The 23,555-nt window shown below is 71.0% G+C and carries 17 protein-coding genes and 1 pseudogene; 11 read left to right on the top strand and 7 right to left on the bottom strand.

Going from position 1 to position 23,555, the window contains the following annotated elements; genetic code table 11:
- Window positions 1-35 precede the first annotated feature (35 nt).
- On the top strand, window positions 36-2,483 hold the full coding sequence (locus IEY79_RS31130) for a phosphoketolase family protein (RefSeq protein WP_189110992.1): 2,448 nt from the start codon (window positions 36-38) through the stop codon (window positions 2,481-2,483).
- Window positions 2,484-2,486: 3 nt separating this feature from the next.
- Here the strand turns inward: IEY79_RS31130 and IEY79_RS31125 are convergent.
- A pseudogene (locus IEY79_RS31125) lies at window positions 2,487-3,232 on the bottom strand (DedA family protein).
- A gap of 289 nt (window positions 3,233-3,521) precedes the next feature.
- Between IEY79_RS31125 and IEY79_RS31120 the strand changes: the two are divergent.
- Both IEY79_RS31120 and IEY79_RS31115 read left to right on the top strand, forming a co-directional pair.
- Entirely contained in the window at window positions 3,522-4,160 is a 639-nt protein-coding gene (locus tag IEY79_RS31120) for a TetR/AcrR family transcriptional regulator (RefSeq protein ID WP_189110991.1), read from the top strand.
- A 71-nt stretch (window positions 4,161-4,231) separates the two neighbouring features.
- Window positions 4,232-6,472 (top strand): MMPL family transporter, encoded by a 2,241-nt coding sequence (locus IEY79_RS31115; RefSeq protein ID WP_189110990.1) that lies wholly within the window; start codon window positions 4,232-4,234, stop codon window positions 6,470-6,472.
- A 39-nt stretch (window positions 6,473-6,511) separates the two neighbouring features.
- Here IEY79_RS31115 and IEY79_RS31110 read toward each other — a convergent pair whose 3' ends face one another.
- Entirely contained in the window at window positions 6,512-8,701 is a 2,190-nt protein-coding gene (locus IEY79_RS31110) for an MMPL family transporter (protein ID WP_189110989.1), read from the bottom strand.
- Between the two features lie 199 nt (window positions 8,702-8,900).
- Between IEY79_RS31110 and IEY79_RS31105 the strand changes: the two genes are divergently transcribed.
- Window positions 8,901-9,677: a vWA domain-containing protein gene (locus tag IEY79_RS31105; RefSeq protein WP_189110988.1), complete on the top strand. Its 777-nt coding sequence runs from the start codon at window positions 8,901-8,903 to the stop codon at window positions 9,675-9,677.
- A gap of 97 nt (window positions 9,678-9,774) precedes the next feature.
- On the opposite strand, the gene IEY79_RS31100 is transcribed toward IEY79_RS31105, so the two are convergent.
- Window positions 9,775-10,773 (bottom strand): helix-turn-helix transcriptional regulator, encoded by a 999-nt coding sequence (locus IEY79_RS31100; protein WP_189110987.1) that lies wholly within the window; start codon window positions 10,771-10,773, stop codon window positions 9,775-9,777.
- A 185-nt stretch (window positions 10,774-10,958) separates the two neighbouring features.
- Here IEY79_RS31100 and IEY79_RS31095 point away from each other — a divergent pair, with 185 nt between their 5' ends.
- From IEY79_RS31095 to IEY79_RS31070, 6 genes are all read left to right on the top strand, one after another.
- Entirely contained in the window at window positions 10,959-11,534 is a 576-nt protein-coding gene (locus tag IEY79_RS31095) for a DinB family protein (protein ID WP_189110986.1), read from the top strand.
- Window positions 11,534-12,637 carry a winged helix DNA-binding domain-containing protein gene (locus IEY79_RS31090; RefSeq protein WP_189110985.1) on the top strand — a complete coding sequence of 368 codons (1,104 nt, stop codon included), beginning with the start codon at window positions 11,534-11,536 and terminating at the stop codon, window positions 12,635-12,637. The genes IEY79_RS31095 and IEY79_RS31090 overlap by 1 nt, the downstream gene beginning before the upstream one ends.
- Before the next feature lie 138 nt (window positions 12,638-12,775).
- Window positions 12,776-14,017: a serine hydrolase domain-containing protein gene (locus tag IEY79_RS31085; RefSeq protein WP_189110984.1), complete on the top strand. Its 1,242-nt coding sequence runs from the start codon at window positions 12,776-12,778 to the stop codon at window positions 14,015-14,017.
- A gap of 214 nt (window positions 14,018-14,231) precedes the next feature.
- Entirely contained in the window at window positions 14,232-14,810 is a 579-nt protein-coding gene (locus IEY79_RS31080; protein ID WP_189110983.1) for a snapalysin family zinc-dependent metalloprotease, read from the top strand.
- Window positions 14,811-14,947: 137 nt separating this feature from the next.
- The gene (locus IEY79_RS31075; RefSeq protein WP_189110982.1) at window positions 14,948-15,535 is read left to right on the top strand and encodes an O-methyltransferase; all 588 of its coding nucleotides are present in this window, start codon (window positions 14,948-14,950) and stop codon (window positions 15,533-15,535) included.
- Between the two features lie 148 nt (window positions 15,536-15,683).
- Window positions 15,684-16,325 carry an SRPBCC family protein gene (locus tag IEY79_RS31070; RefSeq protein ID WP_189110981.1) on the top strand — a complete coding sequence of 214 codons (642 nt, stop codon included), beginning with the start codon at window positions 15,684-15,686 and terminating at the stop codon, window positions 16,323-16,325.
- 17 nt (window positions 16,326-16,342) lie between these two features.
- On the opposite strand, the gene IEY79_RS31065 is transcribed toward IEY79_RS31070, so the two are convergent.
- The gene (locus IEY79_RS31065) at window positions 16,343-17,026 is read right to left on the bottom strand and encodes a helix-turn-helix domain-containing protein (protein WP_189110980.1); all 684 of its coding nucleotides are present in this window, start codon (window positions 17,024-17,026) and stop codon (window positions 16,343-16,345) included.
- Window positions 17,027-17,092: 66 nt separating this feature from the next.
- On the opposite strand from IEY79_RS31065, the gene IEY79_RS31060 reads away from it, so the two are divergent.
- The gene (locus IEY79_RS31060) at window positions 17,093-17,935 is read left to right on the top strand and encodes an oxidoreductase (protein WP_189110979.1); all 843 of its coding nucleotides are present in this window, start codon (window positions 17,093-17,095) and stop codon (window positions 17,933-17,935) included.
- A 107-nt stretch (window positions 17,936-18,042) separates the two neighbouring features.
- Here the strand turns inward: IEY79_RS31060 and IEY79_RS31055 are convergent, their stop codons facing one another.
- The 3 genes from IEY79_RS31055 to IEY79_RS31045 form a co-directional block, all read right to left on the bottom strand.
- Window positions 18,043-19,719 (bottom strand): hypothetical protein, encoded by a 1,677-nt coding sequence (locus tag IEY79_RS31055; protein ID WP_189110978.1) that lies wholly within the window; start codon window positions 19,717-19,719, stop codon window positions 18,043-18,045.
- Window positions 19,720-20,382: 663 nt separating this feature from the next.
- Complete coding sequence (locus IEY79_RS31050) at window positions 20,383-20,616, bottom strand: hypothetical protein (protein WP_189110977.1); 234 nt, start codon at window positions 20,614-20,616, stop codon at window positions 20,383-20,385.
- Between the two features lie 214 nt (window positions 20,617-20,830).
- A complete protein-coding gene (locus IEY79_RS31045) occupies window positions 20,831-23,554 on the bottom strand; it encodes an ATP-binding protein (protein ID WP_189110976.1) in 2,724 nt (907 codons plus the stop codon).
- Window position 23,555: the final 1 nt, after the last annotated feature.

The raw sequence follows: 23,555 nt of genomic DNA, 5'->3' as shown, positions 1-23,555 counted from the left end.
GAGGACAAAAAGTGACGACGTGACGGAGGCTCCCCATGCGGCAGGAGAAGCGGACGCCGAAGGCGAAGGACGGGAAGGGCACGTCGGTCGCGGAGCGACACACCGTCCTGACCGGCGAGGAACTGACCGCACTCGACGCGCACTGGCGCGCGGCGAACTATCTCGCGGTCGGCCAGATCTATCTGATGGACAACGCGCTCCTCACCGAGCCCCTTCGCCCTGAGCACATCAAGCCACGGCTTCTGGGCCACTGGGGCACATCGCCGGGTCTCAACCTGGTCCACACCCACCTCAACCGGCTCATCAGGAACCGGGACCAGTCCATGCTCTGCGTCTGGGGTCCCGGACACGGCGGACCGGCCGTGCTCGCCAACTCCTGGCTGGAGGGCACGTACACCGAGACGTATCCCGACGTGACCCGGGACGCGGCCGGCATGAACCGGCTCTTCCGGCAGTTCTCCTTCCCCGGCGGAGTCCCGAGCCATGTCGCCCCGGAGACACCCGGCTCCATCCACGAGGGCGGCGAACTCGGCTACTCGCTCGCGCACGCGTACGGCGCCGCCCTCGACAACCCCGACCTGCTCGTCGCCTGCGTGATCGGCGACGGCGAGGCCGAGACCGGGCCCCTGGCCGGGTCCTGGCACGCCAACAAGTTCCTCGATCCGGTCCACGACGGCGCCGTGCTGCCGATCCTGCACCTCAACGGCTACAAGATCGCCAATCCCACCGTCCTCGCCCGCATCCCGGACGACGAACTGGACGCTCTGCTGCGCGGATACGGCCACGAGCCGCTGTACGTGGCGGGCAGCGACCCGTCCGAGGTCCACCGCGCCCTCGCGGCGGCACTCGACCGTGCGGCCGACCGCATCACCGCGATCCAGCGGAACGCACGGGACTCCCGGGACGGAAGCGCCCGGGACGGGGCCGCGTACGAGCGGGCGGCCTGGCCCATGATCGTGCTGCGCACACCCAAGGGCTGGACCGGTCCCGCCGATGTCGACGGGCTGCCGGTCGAAGGGACGTGGCGGTCGCACCAGGTCCCGCTCCCGGCTGTCCGCGAGAACCCGGCTCACCTCGCCCAACTGGAGGCGTGGCTGCGTTCGTACCGCCCCGACGAACTCTTCGACCGCGACGGCCGCCCCTCCGACCAGGTCCTGACCTGCGTCCCGGCCGGCACCCGTCGTCTCGGCGGCACCCCGCACGCCAACGGTGGCCTGCTCGTCCGCGATCTGCCGGTCCCGCCGCTCGACGACTTCGCCGTCCAGGTCGACAAGCCCGGCGTGGCACTGCACGAACCCACCCGCGTCCTCGGCGGGCTGCTGGCCCGGATCATGGCCGACACCGCCGACCGCAGGGACTTCCGGGTCGTCGGCCCGGACGAGACCGCCTCCAACCGTCTGGAAGCCCTCTTCGAGGCCACCGGCAAGGCCTGGCAGGCGGGCATCCTGCCCACCGACGAACATCTGGCGCGCGACGGCCGGGTGATGGAGGTCCTCTCGGAACACCTGTGCCAGGGCTGGCTGGAGGGCTATCTCCTGACGGGCCGTCATGGACTGTTCTCCTGCTACGAGGCCTTCGTGCACATCGTGGACTCGATGGTCAACCAGCACATCAAGTGGCTGAAGACATCGAGGGAGTTGGCCTGGCGCCGGCCGGTGGCATCCCTCAACTACCTGCTGACGTCCCATGTCTGGCGTCAGGACCACAACGGGTTCTCCCACCAGGATCCGGGCTTCGTCGACCACGTACTCAACAAGAGCCCCGACGTCGTACGGGTCTATCTGCCGCCGGACGCCAACACCCTGCTCTCCGTGGCCGACCATGTGCTGCGCAGCCGTGACTACGTGAACGTCGTCGTCGCCGGCAAGCAGCCCGGCTTCGACTGGCTCACCATGGACGAGGCCCGCGCGCACTGCGCGCGCGGCGCGGGGCTGTGGAAGTGGGCCGGTACGGAGGACGGGACCCGGGAGCCGGACGCCGTCCTGGCCTGCGCGGGTGACGTACCGACCCTGGAGATCATCGCCGCGGCGGGCCTGTTGCGCAGGCATCTGCCGGAGCTCGCGATCCGCGTGGTCAACGTCGTCGACATGACCCGGCTGATGCCGCGCGAGGAGCATCCGCACGGGATGACCGACGCCGAGTACGACGACCTGTTCACCACGGACAAGCCGGTGATCTTCGCGTACCACGGCTACCCGTGGCTCATCCACCGTCTCGCCTACCGCCGCACCGGCGACGCGAACCTGCATGTCCGCGGCTACAAGGAGATGGGCACCACGACCACACCCTTCGACATGGTCGTCCGCAACGACCTGGACCGCTACCGCCTGGTGATGGACGTCATCGACCGGGTGCCGGGGCTCGGAGTCCGCGCCGCCGACGTACGCCAGGTCATGGAGGACACCCGGACCCGCCACCACAGCTGGATCCGCGAACACGGGGTGGATCTGCCGGAGGTCTCGGACTGGAGCTGGGAGGGCTGAGGCTCAGGTGCGCTGCCGCGCGGCCCGCCGGGTCCCGCGACGGCGCCGCCCCCGCCGGGCACCCCGACCGCGCTGAGGCCCCTCACCGCGCCGAGCGCCCTGACCGCCCCGGCCGCCGCCGGACCGCACCCGTACGACCACGTACGCGACGACCGCGAGCACGACCAGGACGAGTACCGCCTTCGAGACCACTCCGACGTACGTCTCCACCAGATCCCACCGGTCGCCCAGCCAGTAACCGGCGAGCACCAGCACCGAGTTCCAGATCAGGCTGCCGAGGGTGGTCAGGGCGACGAAGACCGGCAGCCGCATGCGCTCGACCCCGGCGGGCACCGATATCAGACTCCGGAATATCGGCACCATGCGGCCGAAGAAGACCGCCTGGGTGCCGTGCTTGGCGAACCACTCCTCCGTACGCACCAGATCGGCGGCCTTGACCAGCGGGAGCTTCGCCCAGATCGCGCGCATCCGCTCGCGGCCGAAGAGCATCCCGACCCAGTAGAGGATCACCGCGCCCACCACCGAACCGAGCGTCGTCCAGAAGAGCGCGGACGCCAGGCTGATGACCCCCTGCCCCGCGGCGAAGCCGGTCAGCGGCAGGATGACCTCGCTCGGCAGCGGCGGGAAGAGATTCTCCAGCGCGATGGCGAGGCCCGCGCCCGGAGCCCCATCGCGTCGACCAGATCGGCGGCCCAGCCGGCGATACCTCCCGCCGGTTCCTGCGGGAGGGCGAGCTGTACGACATCCATGTGCTGTCTCCAAGCCGGCGAAAAGCGGTGAGTGAGGCGGCGGAAAGGGACCGGAAGGGCATCGGGGGGAGGACCGGAGGAGGGCCGGGAGAGGATTCCGTCTCCTGTGTCGCGCTTCTCCACAACAGTAGAAAAGTGCAGGCCGCCCCCGGTATGCGGGCGCGGGTTACCACCCGGCTCACTGCGGGATTCCGCAACGGGCACCCTGCGGGTTTCCGCAAGGAGCGCCCGGGTCGCCCGGATCACCCCGCCCGTCATAGCTGACCGATCGGACAGTTATGGTGGGGGCATGGCACGCCCGGCCTCCGCCCTGCGCGGACACATCCTGGAATCGGCGTTGCAGCTGTTCGCGACGCGCGGCTACGAAGGCACGTCGCTGCACGACATCGCCACGGCCGTGGGCTGCTCGAAGGCGTCCCTGCTCTACCACTTCACCAGCAAGGACGCGATCCTCACCGAGCTGCTGACCCCCGCGGGCGAGGGACTCGCCGCTCTCCACGCCCGGCTCGCCCCCCTCGACGGGCAGGAGGCGGCGGAGGCGGCCGTGACCGGTTACGTCGATCTCGCGATGCGTTTCCGGCGCGAGGTCAAGATCCTCTTCGCCGACATCCCCGGCATGACCACGCACCCGGCGCTCGGCAGCATCCCCGCCATCGCCGACGGCCTGCTGAGCGCGCTCGCGGGCCGGTCCGCCGAAGCGCGGGACGTGGTCGCGGCCCACATGGTCCTCGGAGCCGTCTTCGTCGCGGGTGCGAGCGACATCGCCGTACCGGACGAGCGGTTGCGCGCCGAGCTGATCCGCGGCGCGCTGCGCACGCTACGACCCGAGCCCGACCCGGAGTTGACCCCCGACCCCGAACCCGAACCCGAACCCGAACCCGAACCCGGCCTCGAACCCGACCCCTGCCCCCGGCCGCCCACCGACTGACCCCCTCGCCCCTCTCCGGACAGTTCCCAACCCCCGGCCCCCGCCGACCACCGAGAAGAGAAACCTCCGCCATGGCTTCCCTCCTGTACCGGCTCGGCCGGTTCTCCTTCCGCCGGCGCAAGCGCGTCGTCGCCGTATGGCTGCTCCTGCTCGTCCTGCTGGGCGGAGCCGCCGCCACCCTCATGGGCCCCACCAGCGACAAATTCGCCATCCCCGGCACCGAGTCCCAGCGTGCGCTGGACTCGCTCAGGGAGCAGTTCCCGCAGGCCAGCGGCACGACCGGCACGATCGTCATAGCCGCGCCCGAGGGCGGCAAGCTCGACAAGGCCGCTGTCGCCCCGGTGGTACGGGACGCGGCCGCCGTGCCCGGTGTGGTCGGCGCGGTGGACCCGTTCCAGGCCGGCACCGTCTCCAAGGACGGCCGGTACGCCCTCGTCCAGGTGCAGTTCGACGCCCCCAAGGACGAGGTGACCGACGCGCAGCGCTCGGCGTACGAGAAGGTCGGCGCCGCCCAGGAAGAGAACGGGCTCCGCGTCGAGCACGGCGGTGAGGTCCTCAGCGCCGAGGTCGAGGTGGGCTCCACCGAGGCGATCGGTGTCCTGATCGCCGCGGGCGTTCTCGTCGTCACCTTCGGCTCGATGGTCGCCGCCGGCATGACGCTGCTGAACGCGCTCGTCGGTGTGGGGGCGGGGATGGCCGGGCTCTTCGCCGTGAGCAGCGTGGTCGAACTCACCAGCACCGCACCGATCCTGGCGCTCATGCTGGGTCTCGCCGTCGGTATCGACTACTCCCTGTTCATCACCTCCCGGCACCGGCAGTATCTGACCGAAGGAATGGACGCCGAGGAGGCCGCCGGCCGCGCGGTCGGGACCGCCGGTTCGGCCGTGGTCTTCGCGGGCGCCACCGTCGTCATCGCCCTGGCGGGGCTGACCGTCGTCAACATTCCCTTCCTGAGCGTGATGGGCCTGGCCGCCGCGGGTACGGTGGCCGTCGCCGTCCTGGTCGCGCTCACCCTGCTGCCGGCGCTGCTCGGGTTCGCCGGCCACCGCGTACTGCCCCGCAAGCAGCGCTCCGGGCACTCGTCGGCCGACACCGCCGACCTCGCCGAGGAGCCCCGCGAGGGCTTCGGCTTCCGCTGGGGCCGTACCGTCACCCGCTTCCGCGTCCCGGTCCTCCTCGTCGGCATCCTCGGCCTCGGCGTACTCGCCCTCCCCGCCGCCGACATGCGCCTCGCGCTGCCCGACGCGGGTACGGCGGCAGCGGGTTCCGCCACCCGTGAGGCGTACGACCTGACGAGCGAGGGATTCGGCCCCGGCTTCAACGGCCGGCTGATCGCGGTCGTTTCCAGCGACGACGCCGCGGCCACCGCCGCCGCGGCCAAGGAAGCGGCCGCCCGGATCCAGGGCACCAAGGACGTACTCACGGTCGCCCCGCCCCTGATGAACAAGCAGGGCACCACCGCGCTCCTCACCGTCATCCCCAAGGCCGGCCCGACCGACGAGGCCACCGAGAAGGTCGTGCACACTGTCCGCGACCGTGTGGCCGGCATCGGGGACGGGAGCGTCGCGGGCGCGGAGGGCGCCACTGTCGGGCTCTCCGGGACCACGGCCGTCGGCATCGACGTCTCCGAGAAGGTCGCGGACGCCATGCTGGTCTATCTGCTGCTCGTGGTCGGTCTGTCGATCCTGCTGCTGATGCTGGTCTTCCGGTCGTTCCTGGTGCCGGTGAAGGCGGCCCTCGGCTTCCTCCTCACCATCGGCGCCACCTTCGGCATCACCGTGGCGATCTTCCAACAGGGCCACTTCGCGGACCTGTTGGGCATCGACGTCCCGGGACCGCTGGTGAGTTTCCTGCCGATCCTTCTCATCGGCATCCTGTTCGGGCTGGCCATGGACTACGAGGTCTTCCTCGTCTCGCGCATGCGTGAGGACTTCGTCCACGGAGCCGGCGCCCAGGAGGCGACCGTCAGCGGGATGGGGCACAACGCCCGTGTCGTCACGGCCGCCGCCCTGATCATGACGGCGGTCTTCGGCGGGTTCATCTTCATGCCGGACCCGATCATCAAGTCGATGGGATTCGCGCTGGCCGTGGGGGTGCTCGTGGACGCGTTCATCGTGCGTATGGCGCTGGTCCCGGCGGTCATGTCCCTTCTCGGACGAGCCGCTTGGTGGTTGCCGCGCCCGGTCGACCGGATCCTGCCCAACCTCGACATCGAGGGCGAGAGCCTTCAGCGCACGCTCGTACCGGAGCAGGGGGAGCGCACGGCCGAGGAGGACAGCAGGGGCAAGGACGCGGACGCGGTCAAGGTCTGAGAACGGACCCGACTCCCCCTCACTGAGGGCTTGTTCCCCTCAGTGAGGGTCCTTCCGCGTCGGCTCGATGGAGAGGTTCGGTACGATCCGGCCAAGCCGGGCGGGCATGGCCCAGTTGGCCGGACCGATCAGATGCATCAGGGCCGGGACGAGCAGTCCCCGGATGATCAGGGCGTCGACGAGTACGGCGAAGGCCAGGCCGAATCCGAACTCCTTGAGCACATGGTTGTCGCCGATCAGGAACGAGCCGAACACCAGGATCATGATTCCGGCCGCCGCCGCGATGACACGGCCCGTCTTCGCCTGACCGTGCGTCACCGCCCAGTGGTTGGCCCCGGCCTCGTCCGTGTGCGGGGAGGACATACGCCGGTGGTGCCACTCCTCCTGCATGCGGCTGACCAGATACACCTCGTAGTCCATCGAGAGCCCGAAGAGCACCGAGAACAGCAGGACCGGGATGAAGGCGTCCACGGGCCCGGCGACCGGCACGTTGAGCACCGAGAGGCCCCAGCCCCAGGTGAACACGGCGTTCAGCGCGCCGAGTGCCGCGCCCACGGACAGCAGGTTCATCACCGCCGCCACCAGCGGGATCAGCAGACTCCGGAACACCGCCACCAGCAGCAGGAACGCCAGGATCACGACGACGGCGATGAACAGCGGCAGCTTCTCGCTCAGCACCCGTGAGAAGTCGATGTTGGTCGGCGTCACTCCGCCCACATGGACGGGCGGATGGCCGGGCCCCTCGGCCTTGGGCGCCAGGTCGCGGACGGTGCTCGCCAGGGTCACGGTCCGCTCCGCGCCCGGACCGGTGCTCGGGTAGAGGATCGCGAGCGCGACCTTCCCGTTGGGCGAGGTCGTCGGCGGGGTCACGGTCACCACCCCCGGTGTCTTCGCGGCGGCGGCCAGGAAGGTGTCGAACGCCTTCGTGTCGTCGGGCGAATCGATCTCCGTCACCAGTTGGAAGGGCCCGTTGAAGCCTGGTCCGAACCCCCTGGCCAGGGTGGTGTACGCCTGGTGGGTGGTGGAGTCCTCGGGGTCGTTCGCGGCGCCGGACGAGCCGAGGCGCAGCGAGAACAGCGGCAGCGCGACCACGACCACGAGGGCCAGCGCGATCGCCGCCACCGGAATCCTGCCCCTCTCCACGAACCTCGCCCAGTGCAGCCAGAATCCGGCGGCGTCGTCGGAGACCGGCCCCTTCTCCTCGTGGGCGCGCCGCTCGCGCCGCGAGAGGGTCTTGGGGCCGAGGAAGCCGAGCATGGCGGGCAGGAACGTCAGCGAGGTGGCCATCGTCAGGGCGACCGTGAGCGCGGACGCGAGCGACAGCCCGTAGAGGAAGTCGATCCCGAGCGCGAACTGCCCGAGCAGCGCGATGCACACCGTGATCCCGGCGAACAGCACGGTCCGCCCGGAGGTGTTGACCGCCCGCACCGTCGCCTCCTCGTACGACAGCCCGGACTTCACCGCGCTGCGATGGCGGCTGATGATGAACAGGCCGTAGTCGATGCCGACGCCGAGCCCGATCAGTACGGCGAGGTCGCTGGAGACGCTCGGGGTGTCCATCACGTGTGACACCAGGCTGATGAGGGAGGTGCCGACGAACAGCGCGATGGCCGCGGTCACCAGCGGCATCAGCGAGGCGAACAGGGCCCCGCCGAAGACGATCAGGAGGATGACCAGCGCGGCGATCGCGCCCACCGCCACCGACAGACCGGGGCCCGAGCTCTCCTCGGCGGTGATCGACTGACCGCCGAGCGAGATACGGACGTTCGGCCCTTCCGCGGCCTTGGCGGTGTCGATCAGCGTCCGGGCGTCCGACGTCGTGACGTCGGCGGCCCGCATCTTCCAGTTCACCGCGGCGAACGCGATGGTGCCGTCCTTGCTGATCTGCCCCGCGCCCTGCTTGCTGTACGGGCTGACGACCGACGCGATGCCGCGGATGGCGGCGACCTTCGTGAGCATCGTGGTGACCGGGTTCCGCACCGAGTCCGAACGGACCGTGGCGCCGCCCGTGGCCTCGATGACGACCTGGTCGCCCTCGCCCGACACCTTCGGGAAGTTCTCGGTGAGGAGGGTCACGGCCGCCTGGGCGTCGGTGCCCGGCAGGCTGGCGCTCTCGTTGTACCTGCTGCCGAACGACTGGCTGAGCGCGACGGTGAGGACGAGGACCAGGAGCCAGCCGGACACCACCGCGCGGCGGCGCAGGAAACACCAGTGAGCCAGACGAGACACGATGTTTCTCCGCCGGGATGTCGGGTGGCCGGACAGGACGAATGAAGGACTACTCGACATGGGCGCCGCTGTGGCGAAACGTCACTCCAACGTGGGCGGGTCACTCGCCCGTGCGCCGTGTCGCGGGGAGGGCGACCGGCGGTCCCGATGGGCCGAAAGCCCGTACGCGCGGGGGTCAGTTGCTGCACAATCACTGCGTATGGCCATCGACTACCGCAAGTTCGTCAATTTGGGGCGCCGGAAACCGAATTACGAGGTCCCGGTCGAAGCGATCACCGAAGAAAGGGTCGCCCAGCGGGCGCCGGGGCTGGTCAGCCTCTACAAGACCGCCGCGGTCTCCCTCGCCAAGCACGACATCGGCGGGCAGCGTGCCGCCGTCTATCTGGTGCTGGACCGCTCGGGCAGCATGCGGCCGTACTACAAGGACGGCTCCGTGCAGCACCTCGCGGAGCAGACCCTCGCCCTCGCGGCCAATCTGGACGACGACGGCGTGGTCCCGGTCGTCTTCTTCTCCACGGGGATCGACGGGACGGCCGAGATAGGCCTGGACGACTACAGGAACCGGATCGGTGTGCTGCATCGCGGCCTGGGGCACATGGGGCTGACGAACTATCACGTCGCCATGCAGGCCGTCGTCGACCATTACGAGTCGTCCGGGGCCACCGATCCGGCGTTCGTCGTGTTCCAGACCGACGGCTCGCCGTCGTCCAAGGCGGCGGCGGAGAGCGTCCTCTGCATGGCCGCGAGGCTGCCGATCTTCTGGCAGTTCGTGGGCTTCGGCAACGACCAGTTCCACTTCCTGCGCAAGCTCGACGACCTGCCGGTGCCCCAGCGGCGCGTGATCGACAACGCGGGATTCTTCGCGGCGGGCCCGTCCCCGAAGACCCTCTCGGACGCGAGTCTGTACGACCAGTTGCTGAACGAATTCCCGCAGTGGCTGGTCGAGGCGCGAAAGGCCGGCATCGTACGGCGCTGAACGGTGCGGCGTACGGCGGCGTGGGCCGAGCTCTCAACTCGCCTGATTCCGTGGGGAGTCCTGCGTCGATGATGGCTGTCCGTGCGCCGGACCGGCGCTATGTCCCGTCGCCGCGGCCGGCTGCGGCGTCGGCGTAGCGGTGGGCCAACCGCGCGAACGCTTCCCTGAGTTCGGGCGGTCCTACGACCTCGATGTCGGCGTCGAACTTGCCGATGGTGGCGGCCAGACCGGCCCACGACCACGAGCCCAGGACGAGCCGGCAGCGGTCCGGGCCCAACGCCTCGACCAGTCCGTCGCGGAGGTAGGGGGACACCTCTCCGGCGGGCAGATCGAGGATCACCTCGCCCCGGCAGGGCCGGTGACCGGTGCCGTCGGAGCCGTAGAAGCCCAGGAATTTGCTGACGACGAAGGCGGCCACGTCGCCTCCGGGCAGTTCACGCGGGGTGAAGCGGGGGCCCGTCGGCGTACGCGGGGTGATCCGGTCCGCGCGGAACGTACGCCAGTCCTCCCGGTCGAGGTCCCACGCGACGAGGTACCAGCGCCCGCCCCAGGTGACGAGGTGATGCGGCTGCGTCCGCCGCGGCGGGGGACCGGTGGTGTCGCCGTCGGCCCTCGCGTAGTCGAAGCGCAGCTCCTCCCGGGCGTGGACGGCGGTGCTGAGCGCCATCAGCACGCCGCTGTCCGCCTGCGGGCCGGCGCGCCTCGCGGGCGGCTCGACGGCCGTGACCTGGAGGGCGTCGATACGGCGGCGCAGGCGCCCGGGCATGACCTGCCGAACGGTGTGCAGAGCGCGTGCCGCGGCCTCCTCGATGCCGGCGCCGGTGGTGGTGGCGATCTGGAGTGCCACGGCGAGGGCGACGGCCTGCTCGTCGTCGAAGAGCAGCGGGGGCAGTTCCGTACCGGCGTCGAGCCGGTACCCGCCCTCCGGCCCCTTGACGGCCACCACCGGGTAGCCGAGCTCGCGCAGCCGGTCGACGTCGCGGCGTACGGTCCGCGGGCTGATGTCCAGCCGCTCGGCCAGCAGCGCCCCCGGCCAGTCCCGGCGGGCCTGGAGCAGCGAAAGCATCGACAGCAGACGTGCTGAGGTCTTCGGCATGCTGTCGATTGTCGCCCGAGAAGCGGCCACATCCTGTCCTCTTCTCTTGGGAAGGTTGGGCTGTGCCGGAGAACGCGCGGGACGGAACGCGCGACGGCACGCGCACGACATAACGAGCACGACGTGACGCGCACGACAGAGCACGCACGACACACGTGATGAATCCAGCGGAAGGCCCTCCCACCATGAACGCCACCACCCCGTCCCGGACCGCCGACGCCGAGCGCGCCGACCTGCTCGCCGCCCTCGCCACCGTGCGCTCCAAGCTGACCGGCACCGTGCGCGGGCTCACCGACGAGCAGCTCGGCGAGCGCCCGACGGCCGGTGAGCTGTCGCTGGGCGGGCTGATCAAGCATGTGGCGTCAACCGAGGAGGCCTGGCTGCGCTTCACGGTCGACGGACCGTCGGCGATGAGCTTCGACCTGCCGGACGGTGTCACCTGGGCCGACTTCGCCGCCGGTACCGCCACCGAGTTCCCGCAGTGGGCGATCGACCGTGAGAACGACTTCCGGATGCTGCCCGGCGACACGTCGGCCGGGATCCTCGCGCGTTACGAGAAGGTCGCCGCGCGGACGGTGGAGATCGTCTCCGCCCTCCCCGACCTGTCGGCGACGCACCCGCTGCCCGACGCGCCCTGGAACGAGCCGGGAGCGGAGCTCAGCGTGCGCGGGGTGCTGATGCACGTCATCGCCGAGACCGCGCAGCACGCCGGGCACGCGGACATCGTGCGCGAGTCGATCGACGGGCAGAAGGCGACCTGATGGCCGTCGTTCTCGGTACGCGGGCGCTCAACCGCGCTACGCTCGCCCGGCAGTTGCTGCTCGACCGCTCCGGACTGCCGGTCCTCGCCGCCGTCGCGCACCTCGGCGGACTCCAGGCGCAGGAACCGCAGGAGCCGTACGTCGGACTCTGGTCCCGGCTGGGCGCGTTCCGGCCCGGGGCGCTCTCGGACCTGTTGACCGGGCGGAGCGTGGTGCGGACGCATCTCATGCGCCGTACGGTCCATCTCGTCACCGCCGAGGACGCCCTGGCCTGGCGGGCCCGCCACGAGGCCATGCTGCGCCAGCGCGTGCTCGGGGTGTACCGCGCGGAGCTCGACGGGACGGATCTCGAAGAGCTCGCGGCGGCGGGCCGGGCGGTGCTGGCGGACGGTGAGCCGCGCTCGATGACCGAGCTGGCGCGGGCGGTCGCCGACCGCTGGCCCGCGGTCGGGACACGGGCGCTCGGGGAGATGCTGATCACCGCGCTCGTCCCGACGGTCCAGCTGCCGCCGCGCGGGCTGTGGCGGACGAAGGCGGGAGTACGCAGCGTCCCGCTCGCCTCCTGGCTGGGGCGGGAGATCGCCCCTCTGTCGCCAGACGGTTCCGACCCGGTGGGCCAGGCGCTGCTGCGGCGCTATCTGGCCGCGTACGGCCCCGCAGCCTCGGCGGACCTGCGCGCCTGGTGCGGGCTCGCGGGACTGCCCGCCGCGGTGGCCGCGGTACGCGAGGAACTGGTCGCCTTCCGCGACGAGCGGGGCCGGGAACTGCTGGACCTGCCCGACGCCCCGCGCCCGGACCCGGACACCCCGGCCCCGGTCCGGTTCCTGCCGGCCTTCGACAACGCGATCCTCGGTTATCACGACCGCGGCCGGATCATCGACGACGCACACCGCGGTCTGTCGGTCGCCGGCGAGCGCGTGGTCCTGCTGGGCGGCCGGGTCGCCGCGACCTGGACCGTGGAGGACGGCACGGTGGCGGTGACCCCGCTGCGCCGTTTCTCCCGGGCGGACCGCGCGGGCGTCGCCGAACAGGGCCGGGAACTGGCGCTGTTCCTCTCCGACAGGGAGAGTGACCGTGTACGTGTGACCGGGGCGCCGGGCTGAGGGGACACCCCCGGGGTACAGCTGGCTGTACCCGGGAGTGGCCCGCTGGCCGGATCGTGGCCGGCGGGCCGTTTTTCTAAGTTGGTGATCACACCGCACGGAGCGGTGACACACCAACTCCCAAGGAGCCGACGGATCATGGCGACCAAGACGTTCACCCGGACCACCTCCCGCGCCCTGACCACGACGCTCGTCACCGCGCTCGCCGCGCTGGGCGTGGCGGTGCCGGCGGCGACCGCGGCGCAGCAGGCGAAGCCGGTTCCGTCGGCGGAGGCGGCGCGGTCCGCGAGCTCGGCGAGCTCGGCGACTTCGGGGAAGGAGTCGCTTCAGCAGCTGGTGAACGCGGTCCAGAAGACCGGCACCGTGGGTGTGCTCGCCCGGTCGACCGGCCCGCGTGGAGTCCAGTACGCGACGGCCGGTGTGGCGGACGTGGAGACCGGCCGCAAGGCGCGGCCGGGTGACAAGTTCCGTATAGCCAGCGCGACGAAGACCTACGTCTCCACCGTCGTGCTGCAACTGGTGGGCGAGGGAAGGCTGTCGCTGGACGACACGGTCGAGGAATGGCTGCCGGGTGTGGTGTCGGGCAACGGCAACGACGGCGGCGGAATCACGGTGCGGCAGCTGCTGAACCACACCAGCGGCCTGTTCAACTACACCGCCGACTTCCCCGCGCTGACCGGAATCGCCGCCTACGAGGCCGGCCGCCACACGACCTGGACCGACGAGGAGCTCGTGGCCATCGCGATGCGCCACGCGCCCACTTTCGAGCCCGGCACCAACTGGTCGTACTCCAACACCAACTACACCCTCGCCGGAATGATCATCAAGAAGGTCACCGGCCACACCTGGCAGCAGGAGGTCACCAAGCGCATCGTGCGCCCCCTGGCCCTGCACAACACCAGCACCCCCACCACGTCCTCCCGTATCCCCGGCTCCCACATGAAGGGCTACTCCGCCTTCGGCGAGTCCGCGCCCGCGATCGACGTCACCGCGTTCAACCCGAGCGCGGCCGGTGCGGCGGGCGCCATGATCAGCACCACCGGCGACATGACCACCTTCTACCAGGCGCTCATGCGCGGCCGGCTGCTGAAGCCCGCCCAGCTGAAGGAGATGAAGACGACGGTGGCCGCCGCGGAGCTGGACGCGGCCTGGCCGGGGGCCCGCTACGGTCTGGGCCTGATGGAGATCCCGCTGACCTGCGGCGGCAGCTACTACAGTCACGCCGGCGACTTCCCCGGTTACGCCACCCGCACCGGCGCCACCCCCGACGGCCGCCGCGTCGTGATCCTTGAGGCGACGGGCGACGGCTCCATGCCGGGCTCGATCTACGCGGCGAGCGACCTCGTCGACAAGCAGCTGTGCGCCGGCCGTACCAAGTGACGCTACGGAAAGGGCCCGTCCGGACAGGATCCGGACGGGCCCTTTCCGGCGTCCGGCACGCGGCGGGTGACCGATGGGCAACAGGTCCGGATCCGGGCGCGGTTGCGGGCTCCGTTGGGCCGTTGGATTGACGGATTGGTGCCGGTCGCCGCTGGGCAGTGAGCAGGGGAACTTCGTGTCATGTCCACGACTGTCTCCTGCAAGGAGGTCGACCATGCATGTCCGTAAGTTGACCGGCGGGCTCGTTGCCGCCCTGGCTGTGACGTTTTCCCTGATGGGTGGCCAGGCCACGGCCGCTCCCACCGGCACCGCCTCCGCCGCCGATGACGTGACCGCGGCCGCGCGCGTCGTCACCTACGACGCGGGCGGTTCGGCGGAGTTCAGGTCCGCGGTCGACCGGGGGGCGGCGATCTGGAACGAGAGCGTCGACGCCGTCGAACTGGTCCCGGTCGCGGCCGGCCAGCGCGCCAACATCCGCGTCCTGGCGGACAACGGGTGGCCCCGCGCGCTGACCACCTCGCTGGGCAACGGCACGGTCTGGATCGGACGCCAGGCGGTGAACGAGGGCCACGACACGGTCCGTATCTCGTCCCACGAACTGGGCCACATCCTGGGCCTCCCGGACCGCAAGCCCGGCCCGTGCACCAGCCTGATGTCCGGCTCCAGCGCGGGCACCTCGTGCAAGAACGCGTACCCGAACGCGGCCGAAAAGGCCGAGGTCGACGGCTACTTCGGCGGCGCGTTCGCCCGTACGGCGGGTTCGGTGCCGCTCAACACCATGATCGTGGACTGACCGTCGGACCCGACGGATCCGCAGGGCGTGACCGCCACCGCCCCTGCGCCCCGGAGTGCGCATCGCGCTCCGGGGCGTACGGCACCGGCCCGCCCAACTCGCTGACGCCGGGCCCCCGTCGGCGCTAGCGTGCGGTGATGATCAGTGACGAGCAGATGACAGCGCGTGCCGTCCCGCCCCGCGTGGTGGCCGCGGAGGCCATCGCCTCCGAGACGGGATTCACGAAGAGCTGCCTCCCCGAAGTGGGCCGGCTGCTGAGGCTGGCCGCCGCCTCGAAACCCGACGGGGTCGTCGCGGAGAGCGGCACCGGCTCGGGCGTGGGCACCGCCTGGCTGCACAGCGGCCTCGGCGCCGGCGCGCGCCTGGTCACCGTGGAGCGTGACGAGGAGCTGGCACGTCGGGCCTCCGGCGTCTTCGCGGACGACGAGCGCGTCGGCGTACTCACCGGGGACTGGCGGCTGCTTGAGCGGCACGCACCGTTCGACGTCTTCTTCTGCGACGGCGGGGGCAAGCGGGACGACCCAGGGAGAGTCGTGGAGCTGCTCGCTCCCGGTGGCCTTCTGATCCTCGACGACTTCACCCCCTCGTCCGAGTGGCCGCCTCGTTTCGAGGGCGAGGTGGACGAGCTCCGCGTCTTCTATCTGACCCATCCGGCGCTGGAAGCCACCGAAGTACTCACGACACCGGCCAGCTCAGCGGTCGTCGCGGCCCGCCGCGTCCCGTGACCGGCGGACTGCGTAGCCCTCGCGGTTACGTAGTTTTCGCCGATGCGACGAGGCGGGGGCCCGCGGGATTGTCGGTACCGGACGGTTCGTGATCGCCGTCGCGCCCAACCGGCCACTCCCGCAAGTGAAGAACAGACAAGGAAACGCCATGCCCGGCATCCGTACCACCAGCGTCCGCGCCGCCCTCTTCACCGCCCCGCTCGTCGCCGTCGCGCTCCTCGGCACCGGGGTCGCACCCGCCGGGGCCACCGGGTCGGCCTCGCACCACACCGGCAAGTCGCTCACCTGCCGCGGGAAGGGCGTCGACCCGGATGCCGTCGTGCGCTACCGGACCGAGACCGTCATCGACGCGCCGCTGAGCACCATCTGGAAGCTCCAGACCGACGTGGAGCGCTGGCCGTCCTGGCAGGAGCACGTGACGACCAGCGAACGACTCGACCACGGCCCGTTCCGCGCGGGATCGGCGTTCCGGTGGACGACCCCCGTGCCGCCCAACCCCGTGACTCCCGCCACCAGCCTGGACATCACCTCGACCGTCAAGCAGGTCAAGCGCGGCTCCTGCATCCGCTGGACCGGCCCCGCCGTCGGCGAGCAGCTGCGTATCGACGGCGTCCACGTATGGAACTTCACCAAGGTCAGGGGCGGTGTGCGCGTGACCACCGAGGAGACGCACACCGGCGAGCAGGTCGAAGCGAACGTGCCCTTCGCGACCGAGGTCCTCAGTACGGGGCTGGAGACATGGCTGCTGGAGCTGAAGACCGCCGCCGAGGCCCGCGCCGGCCACCGCTGAGCACGAACCGCGGACGTCTACGGGCGGCGAGCCAGCCCCAGCTCGCCCGCCCGCAGCCCGGCCTGGAAGCGGGAGCCCGCCTCCAGCCCGGCCATCAGCTCGGCCACGCGGCGGCGATACGTACGCAGTGAGACCCCCAGCCGCTTGGCCGACGACTCGTCGGTGAGCCCCGAGGAGAGGGCGTCGAGGATCACGCGGCCCTCGGCATCGAGGTGCGGGATCTCCCCGCGCAGATAGGTGTCGGGATCGACGGCGCTGTCCCAGATCGCCCGGAACATCGAGTGGACGCCCTCGACCAGGGTCTCCGACGTCGTCACGGTGTACTCGCGGCCGGTGGGGGAGGCGGGGGTCTCCCGGCCGGCGAGGATCATCACCCGCCGGTCGATGAGGATCGTCTCGTGCGGCAGCCGCGAGCCGCTGATCCGTACCTGAGCGCCCTGGCTCCGTACCTCCCGCAGATGAGTCCGGGCCTCCTCGTCGGCGAGCGCGACCGGGCTGAGCAGCTTGCGGATCGTGAGGCTGCCGGCGGAACCCGTGGCCCGCATCCGCTTCGCGATCCCCGCTCTCGCCTCCGGCAGCGACCAGGTCCTGAGGTCCCGTGCGGCGCACACGAACTCGGTCTGCGCGGATTCGAAGAGATGACCGGCACGCGCGACGAGCTCGGCGTCGCCCTGTACTGAAAACACTTGTTCGTTCCGCATTCCACCAGTCTGGCAGCAAGCTGCCACGAGCTCGCCGGGCTTCCCGGCCGCGAGCACGATGAAGCCATGACGATCAAGACTTTCTCCCTGGGCGGAGATCTGACCATCAACCGGCTCGGCTTCGGTGCGATGCGCCTCGCGAGGGGCACTTTCGCGGGCCCGATCCGCGACGCCGCGACCGGCGTCGCGGTGCTCCGGCGCGCCGTTGAGCTGGGCGTGAACCACATCGACACCGCCGGCTTCTACGGCGGCCAGGACGTGTGGGCCAACGACATGATCCGTAAGGCACTGACGCCGTACGCGGCCGACCTGGTGATCGCGACGAAGGTCGGCCCGCTGCTCGGCCCGAGCGGTATGCCGACCGGGCAGGCGACCCCCGACGAACTGCGCGGCCTGGTCGAGGGCGATCTGCGCGCTCTGGGTCTCGACCGGCTCGACCTGGTCTATCTGCGGGTGGGCGCGGGGCACGGACCGGGTGGCGAGTCGATCGCCGAACGCTTCGCGGTACTGGCCGAACTCCGCGAGGAGGGACTGATCCGGCATCTGGGCATCAGCAACGTCGACGCCGCGCAGTTCGCGGAGGCCAGGGCGATCGCGCCCGTCACGGCGGTGCAGAACGAGTACATGGACGACCTGACGCTGCTCGCGGAGTGCGAGGAGGCGGGCATCGCGTACGTGCCGTATTTCCCGCTCGGCGGCGGCCACAACCCGCTCGACACCACGCGTCTCGACAAGGTCGCCGCCCGCCTGGGCGCGACCACGCCGCAGGTCGCGCTCGCCGCCCTGCTCTCGGCCTCGCCGACGGTGCTGGCGATCCCGGGGACGGGCTCCGTCGATCACCTGGAGGAGAACCTCGGGGCGAACGATCTCGCTCTCGGCGCGGAGGACCTGGCCGAGCTGCGGGGCTGACGGCAGGGCTTCGTGCACGGCGTCCGCCCGGGGCGGGGGCTGACGGGCGCCGCCCCCCGACGTGTGTCGGGGGGGGCGGCGCGTCGAGGGGCGGTCACCCGACACCCCTACGTGGGGATGGGCTTGATCTTGCTGCAGTTCTTCCAGTCCACCCACGGGCGGGCGCCGCCGTTCTTGGGGCCGGTGGCGTACGTGGGATTCCCGGTGATCGTCTGCGACTTCTCCTCGTGGGTGATGTCGATCCCGAAGAGCTTGAACCCCAGGGTGAACTGCCCGGCGGAGATACCGAATCCGATGCCCAGCGAGGCGTTCCACCAGTCGGTGTTGGCGTTGTAGTCGAGCCTGCTGAGCTTCGCCTTGTCGTGCAGGAGCCGTTCGAGCGGGCTCGCGTCGGGTCCCGGCACCTCGGCCGAGTCCGTGGGCGAGGGAAGCGGGTTCTTCGCCGGGTCGCCGTTTCCGCGCAGCCAGTCCTCGACGATGGTGCTGTCGGCGTCGTTGTCGAGGATGAGTTCGGATGTCTCGGTGTGGATCTTCGAGTTGGTGGTTCCACCGCCGCCGCCGACATCGATGGTCACGGGACCGGCGTTGGCTCCCGCCTCGACCTTGACGCCGGCGCCCTCGCCGGCCTCCTGGCTGGTGGTGACGACCAGCTTCTCGGGTCGGTGCGACTTGCCGTCCTTCTCCCCCTGGTCGTACGTCGCCGCGTCGTAGGTGACGGCGACCTGCTGCATCCGCTCGCCGACGGCGATCCCGCCCGCGCCGGCGGCCCCCTTGACGCTGAAGGTGTAGACGAAGGTGATCTTTCCGGCGTTCGGTCCGCTGTGCGCCCGCATGACGACGACGTCCTCGGTCATCGTGCCGTTGGCCAGCTCGCCGGATATCTTGCCGAGGTCCTTGGAGTCCTTGCCGCCCTTTCCGTTGCTCTTGAACTTCCCGCCGAAGTTCGCGTTGCCGGAGGCCTCGACGGAGGTCTTGGTGATGTCGACGTCCGGGGCCCTCTCCGGTTCGAGATCGGGCTTCTTCTTGCCCGCGTGGTAGCCGCAGATCATGCCCAGTTCGGAGGAACGCGGGCCGGCGGGCCTGCTGTTGCACTCGTCCTGGGCCTTGAGGTACTCGGTGAACTGCTTGGCGTCCTCCAGGTTGAGCTCCAGGTCCTTCTGGGTGTCACCGGTCTTGTTCCCGGAGAAGAGCCACTGTCCGCCACTGCCGCTGCCCGCGAGGTAGGTCCCGCTCAGCTTCGCGCTGCCGCCCCAGTCCTCAAGGCCCTTGATGCCCGCGGAGATGCTGGCCGTGACGCCGCCGCCGGTCTCGGTGATCCGCTCCAGGGTGACGGTGCCGTCGGACCACTGCTGGAGCTTGACCTGCTCGGAGCTGCTGATCTTGATGAAGAAGATCTGCACGACGACGGTGGTCTTCGTCTGGTCCTGGGCCAGCAGACACCTCGTGGGCTCGAACGGGTCGCCGTTCGGGACGAATTCGTCCCCGCCGCCACCCCCGCCCCCGCCGCCTTCCCCGCCGCCCTCTCCGCCGTCCGCGAAATCGCCGGTGGCGCAGGCGTCGGCACCGCTGAGCGGGTGGATGACCCGGCACACCGCGCTCTTCAGCCCGGTCCCGGTCTCGGCGGGCACACTCAGCCCGACGATCGCGGCGACGATCGCGGCCACGACCCCGAACATCGCGGCGTACTCGGCCCCGCTCTGCCCTCTGTCGCGGTACCGCGGATCTCGCCATCCGCGTTCACGCGGATGCGAGTGCCACCACTGGAACCTACGGCCCTTCTTCATCTGTTCTCCCACCTCACGCTGTCGTCGCCGCCCCCGAGCGCGAGCAGCGTAAGGACAGGTCAGGGCCCACCCGGCAGGGTCCATGGGCCCACCGGAGGGTCAAGCACGGCCGATCCGGAAGGTGTTCATCTCCCGGTCCACCAGCAACACCACGCAGGACGCCCGGAGTTACTCGATCGGGCATTCGGCCGCCACCGTCGCCGTCACCGGGAGGGTTATTCGCGGCTCGATCGCGGTCGATCGCGCGTCGTTCGTCCGCCGGTCGCACCTGGGGCTGGTTTCCTTGCCCAGAAGGGGAGTTGGGTGCCTGGGCGGGCCCAAAGAGGGCTCACGGCCCGGCCTCACGGCCCGGCCTCACGGCCCAGCCTCGCGTGCCGGCCCGGCGGGTACGCACCGCCGGCAGTCGCCAGGCCGTGCCGTGGGCTTGCCGCCCCGCGGTGACGCCCTCGGGCAGGATGCCCGGCCGTCGATTCGTAGCTCCGGCAGCCCTCCCGTAAACGCACATGACTCTGCCCCGACCGCCGGTCGTTCGGGCGGTCGGGGCAGAGGTGGGGGGTCGTGATGGTCCGGAAACGAGAGAGGGGCAGGGTCGTCACCATCCTGGCCGGGGATGGTGCCGCGCCTGCCCTGTCTCGCCTACTCCGTGGGGGGACTGCCCTACGATCAGCCGCCCAGGATCTCGGCGACCTTGTCCGACAGACCGCCGGCGATCTCGTCCGCGACACCGGAGCCGACGATCGCGGCGATGATCAGGGCCACCAGGACGATGACGCCGACGTACTCGACCGCGCCCTGGCCCTTGTCGCTGCGGCGCTTCATGGCGGCGACGGCGGTGTTCGCCCAGGTGCCGACGTAGAGCTTGGCGTTGGTGGCGGCCTTCAGCGTGACGTTCGACATGTGATTTTCCCCTTGTGTGTCGGCCGGCCGTCGTCCGGCCGACTCGTACGAGTCTGTGGTGTCTCCCGCGCTTCCGACTTCCTCCTGGCCGGTCTCGCTGGCGACATGAGAAACATACGGCGGCACCAGGTGGCCCGGCATGGGCCCCAAGGCCCAACCCCAGGCCCAACCCGCCACGTGGGCCCGTCGGCCCAGCCGCTCGAACGCCCGCGCCTCACCGAAGGCCCGGAACGTCCTTGAGCTGTCTGCGGGACGTGATGCCGAGCTTGCGGAAGACGTTCCGCAGATGCGCGTCGATCGTGCGGGGACTGAGGAACAGCCGCGTGGCGACCTCCCTGGACGTCGCGCCCGTGGCGACCAGCCGCGCGATGTACGCCTCCTGCGCGGTGAGTTGGTCGTAGCCGGGCGTCGTCGACCGGCCGCGTACCCTCTCGCCGGCGGCCCGCAGTTCGTCTGCGGCCCGCCTGGCGAACGCCTCCAGCCCGGCCCCTGACAGCAGTTCATGCGCGATGCGCAGGTGCCGGCAGCCGTCCCGCCTGCGGCCCTGGCGTCGCAGCCACTCCCCGTAGAGGAGATGTGCCCTGGCCCGGTACGGGAGCATCGGGCTCTCCTCCAGATGCTCGACGGCCTGTCGGTAGTGCTCCTCGTCCCCGGTCACCAGCCCGCGCGCGTACGCCGCGATGCCCAGGCCCGAGGGGGTGCCGCCCGCCTCGGTGCGCTCGGTCAGCGCGTGCAGCGCCGCCGCTGCCGCGTCCGGCTCACCGCAGCGGACCGCCGCCTCGACCAACTCCGGCAGGGCGAATCCGGCGAGATACAACTCGCCGCCCTCGGTGGCCCGCCGGGCCGCGGCCAGGGCGGCGGGGTAGTCGGCCAGGCTGTTGTTGAGCACGGCCGACGCCCAGTGGACGTTGGCGATCAGCTGGCCGGTGCCACGTTCCGTCGCCGAGGCCGCAGCGGTCTCGAAGAGTTCGAGCGCCTCCTCGCGCCGGCCACGCATCGCCGCCAGATGCAGCCGGTGATAGAAGACGGGCGGTCCGCCGAACGCGTCGGCGATCGCCTCCTCCTCGGCGATCGCCGTCGTCGCCCGCGCCAAGTCGCCGCAGACCGCGGCGAGGGACGCCATCGGCGCGAGCCCCAGGCGCAGTACGAGCGGTGACCCCGACTCCTGGCCGGTCTTGATCAGCCAGTCGGTGATCGCCGCGTGCGTGTGCGGATCCCACACCTCCGACGCGAGCATGACGGCGAGCGCGGGCCTGTGCCTCCACATCGGACCGTCCTCAACACCGCCTTCGGCGGCAGGAGATGTGAGCAGCCGCTGAATCAGGGGCACCGCCTCCCCGTGTCTGTCCGTCGCCAGCAGCGCCAGCGCGTCCAGGAGGTCCGGCGAGTCCGCGGCCGTGTCGGCCGGCGCCGCCGTCCGCGCGGCGGCCAGCACCTTGTCGAGCACCCCGCTGGACCGCCCGACGGCCAGGCTCATCTCGACCGCGTCCAGGAAACAGTCGCGTGAGCGCCGCGGGTCCAGTTCCGAGAGCCGTCGCGCGGCTCGCAGCATGAACATCGGCCCGTTGTTGTCGTGGTGCCGTACGAACGCGATCTTCCCCCGCAGCAGATCGACCGCGACGCGCTGGAGTTCGTCGAGCGCCGCGTTCTCGACCGTCGTGAGAAGCTCCGCCGCCGTGTCGGTGGTGCCCGCGTCGAGATGGGCCTGCACGGCCGCGAGCGTACGCGCGGTCCGCCGGGTCGCGTCCAGCGACAAGGCGGCCGCGCGTTCCATGAAGGCCGCCGCGGCCACCGCACCGCCGCGTGACCGGGCGCGGGTCGCCGAGCGCTCCAACTCCTCGGCGACGTCGTCGTCCGGGCCGATGCCCGCCTGCGCCCGGTGCCAGGCCCGCCGGTCCGGATCCACGACGGGGTCGGTGACCTCGCCCAGTACGCGGTGGGCCGTACGGCGCCGGCTCGCCTCCGCGGCCCGGTAGACCGCGGACCGGGCCAGCGGATGACAGAAGCGGACGCGGGTGGAGAAGTCGACCAGCCCGGTCGCGGCCGCGGCGGCGCCGGTCGTCGTCACGTCCAGGTCCAGCCGCTGCGCGGCGGGCCACAGGAGACCGGGGTCGCCGGTCGGGTCGGCGCTCGCGATCGTCAGCAACAGCCTTGCCTCATCGGGCAGATCACGCAGTCGCGCCTGGAACCCCCGCTCGATCCGGGTCGGTACGGAAGGCGAGTCCGGCGGGGCGAAACCGCCGGCCCTGGGGAGTTCGAGCAGCGCCAGCGGGTTCCCCCGCGCCTCGGCCATGATGCGCTGACGCACCTGCTCATCCAGCGTCACATGGGTCCTGGCGGAGAGCAGCGCCCGTGCGTCGGTGTCGTTCAGCCCGTCGACGGCCAAGCCCGGCAGTCCGTCCAGTTCACCGGCCGGGGAGGGCAGGCGTACGGCGAAAACCATGGCGACCGGTTCGGAGGAGATGCGCCGTGCGAGGAAGGCGAGCGCCTTCGACGAGGCGGCGTCCAGCCAGTGCGCGTCGTCGATCAGACACAACAGGGGACGCTCACGAGCGGCGGTCGCCAGCAGCTCCAGGGTCGCCAGACCCAAGCGGAACTCGTCCGGTACGCCTGTAGCCAGCCCGAACGCGACCTGAAGGGCCTCGCGGCGCTGAGCGGGGAGCTCGGCGAGATGCCCCAGCGCCGGCACACACAACTGGTGCAGACCGGCGAACGGCAGCTCCGCCTCCCCCTCCGACCCCGATGCCCGAATGACCAGGAAACCGGGCGCCGTCCGCCGGGCATGGTCCAGCAGCGCGCTCTTGCCGATGCCCGCCTCACCGCGCAGGACCAGCGCCCCGCCCCGGCCGGCCCGCGCGGCGGTGGTCAGCTCGTCGATCCGCCCGAACTCCTCCCGCCTGCCGTACAGATGACCAGGGGAGTGAACCGATGTCCGCATG

The organism is Streptomyces camponoticapitis (assembly GCF_014646115.1).
Taxonomy (GTDB): domain Bacteria; phylum Actinomycetota; class Actinomycetes; order Streptomycetales; family Streptomycetaceae; genus Streptomyces; species Streptomyces camponoticapitis.
The sequence above is the reverse complement of the archived record's forward strand: the minus strand, read 5'-3'. Positions and strand labels throughout refer to the sequence as shown.

Excerpts from the sequence above, each read along its gene's own strand:
- IEY79_RS31130 (WP_189110992.1), top strand. The coding sequence starts at position 36 with ATGCGGCAGGAGAAGCGGACGCCGAAGGCGAAGGACGGGAAGGGCACG.
- IEY79_RS31120 (WP_189110991.1), top strand. The coding sequence starts at position 3,522 with ATGGCACGCCCGGCCTCCGCCCTGCGCGGACACATCCTGGAATCGGCG.
- IEY79_RS31115 (WP_189110990.1), top strand. The coding sequence starts at position 4,232 with ATGGCTTCCCTCCTGTACCGGCTCGGCCGGTTCTCCTTCCGCCGGCGC.
- IEY79_RS31105 (WP_189110988.1), top strand. The coding sequence starts at position 8,901 with ATGGCCATCGACTACCGCAAGTTCGTCAATTTGGGGCGCCGGAAACCG.
- IEY79_RS31100 (WP_189110987.1), bottom strand. The coding sequence starts at position 10,773 with ATGCCGAAGACCTCAGCACGTCTGCTGTCGATGCTTTCGCTGCTCCAG.
- IEY79_RS31095 (WP_189110986.1), top strand. The coding sequence starts at position 10,959 with ATGAACGCCACCACCCCGTCCCGGACCGCCGACGCCGAGCGCGCCGAC.
- IEY79_RS31090 (WP_189110985.1), top strand. The coding sequence starts at position 11,534 with ATGGCCGTCGTTCTCGGTACGCGGGCGCTCAACCGCGCTACGCTCGCC.
- IEY79_RS31085 (WP_189110984.1), top strand. The coding sequence starts at position 12,776 with ATGGCGACCAAGACGTTCACCCGGACCACCTCCCGCGCCCTGACCACG.
- IEY79_RS31080 (WP_189110983.1), top strand. The coding sequence starts at position 14,232 with ATGCATGTCCGTAAGTTGACCGGCGGGCTCGTTGCCGCCCTGGCTGTG.
- IEY79_RS31075 (WP_189110982.1), top strand. The coding sequence starts at position 14,948 with ATGATCAGTGACGAGCAGATGACAGCGCGTGCCGTCCCGCCCCGCGTG.
- IEY79_RS31070 (WP_189110981.1), top strand. The coding sequence starts at position 15,684 with ATGCCCGGCATCCGTACCACCAGCGTCCGCGCCGCCCTCTTCACCGCC.
- IEY79_RS31065 (WP_189110980.1), bottom strand. The coding sequence starts at position 17,026 with ATGCGGAACGAACAAGTGTTTTCAGTACAGGGCGACGCCGAGCTCGTC.
- IEY79_RS31060 (WP_189110979.1), top strand. The coding sequence starts at position 17,093 with ATGACGATCAAGACTTTCTCCCTGGGCGGAGATCTGACCATCAACCGG.
- IEY79_RS31055 (WP_189110978.1), bottom strand. The coding sequence starts at position 19,719 with ATGAAGAAGGGCCGTAGGTTCCAGTGGTGGCACTCGCATCCGCGTGAA.
- IEY79_RS31050 (WP_189110977.1), bottom strand. The coding sequence starts at position 20,616 with ATGTCGAACGTCACGCTGAAGGCCGCCACCAACGCCAAGCTCTACGTC.
- IEY79_RS31045 (WP_189110976.1), bottom strand. The coding sequence starts at position 23,554 with ATGCGGACATCGGTTCACTCCCCTGGTCATCTGTACGGCAGGCGGGAG.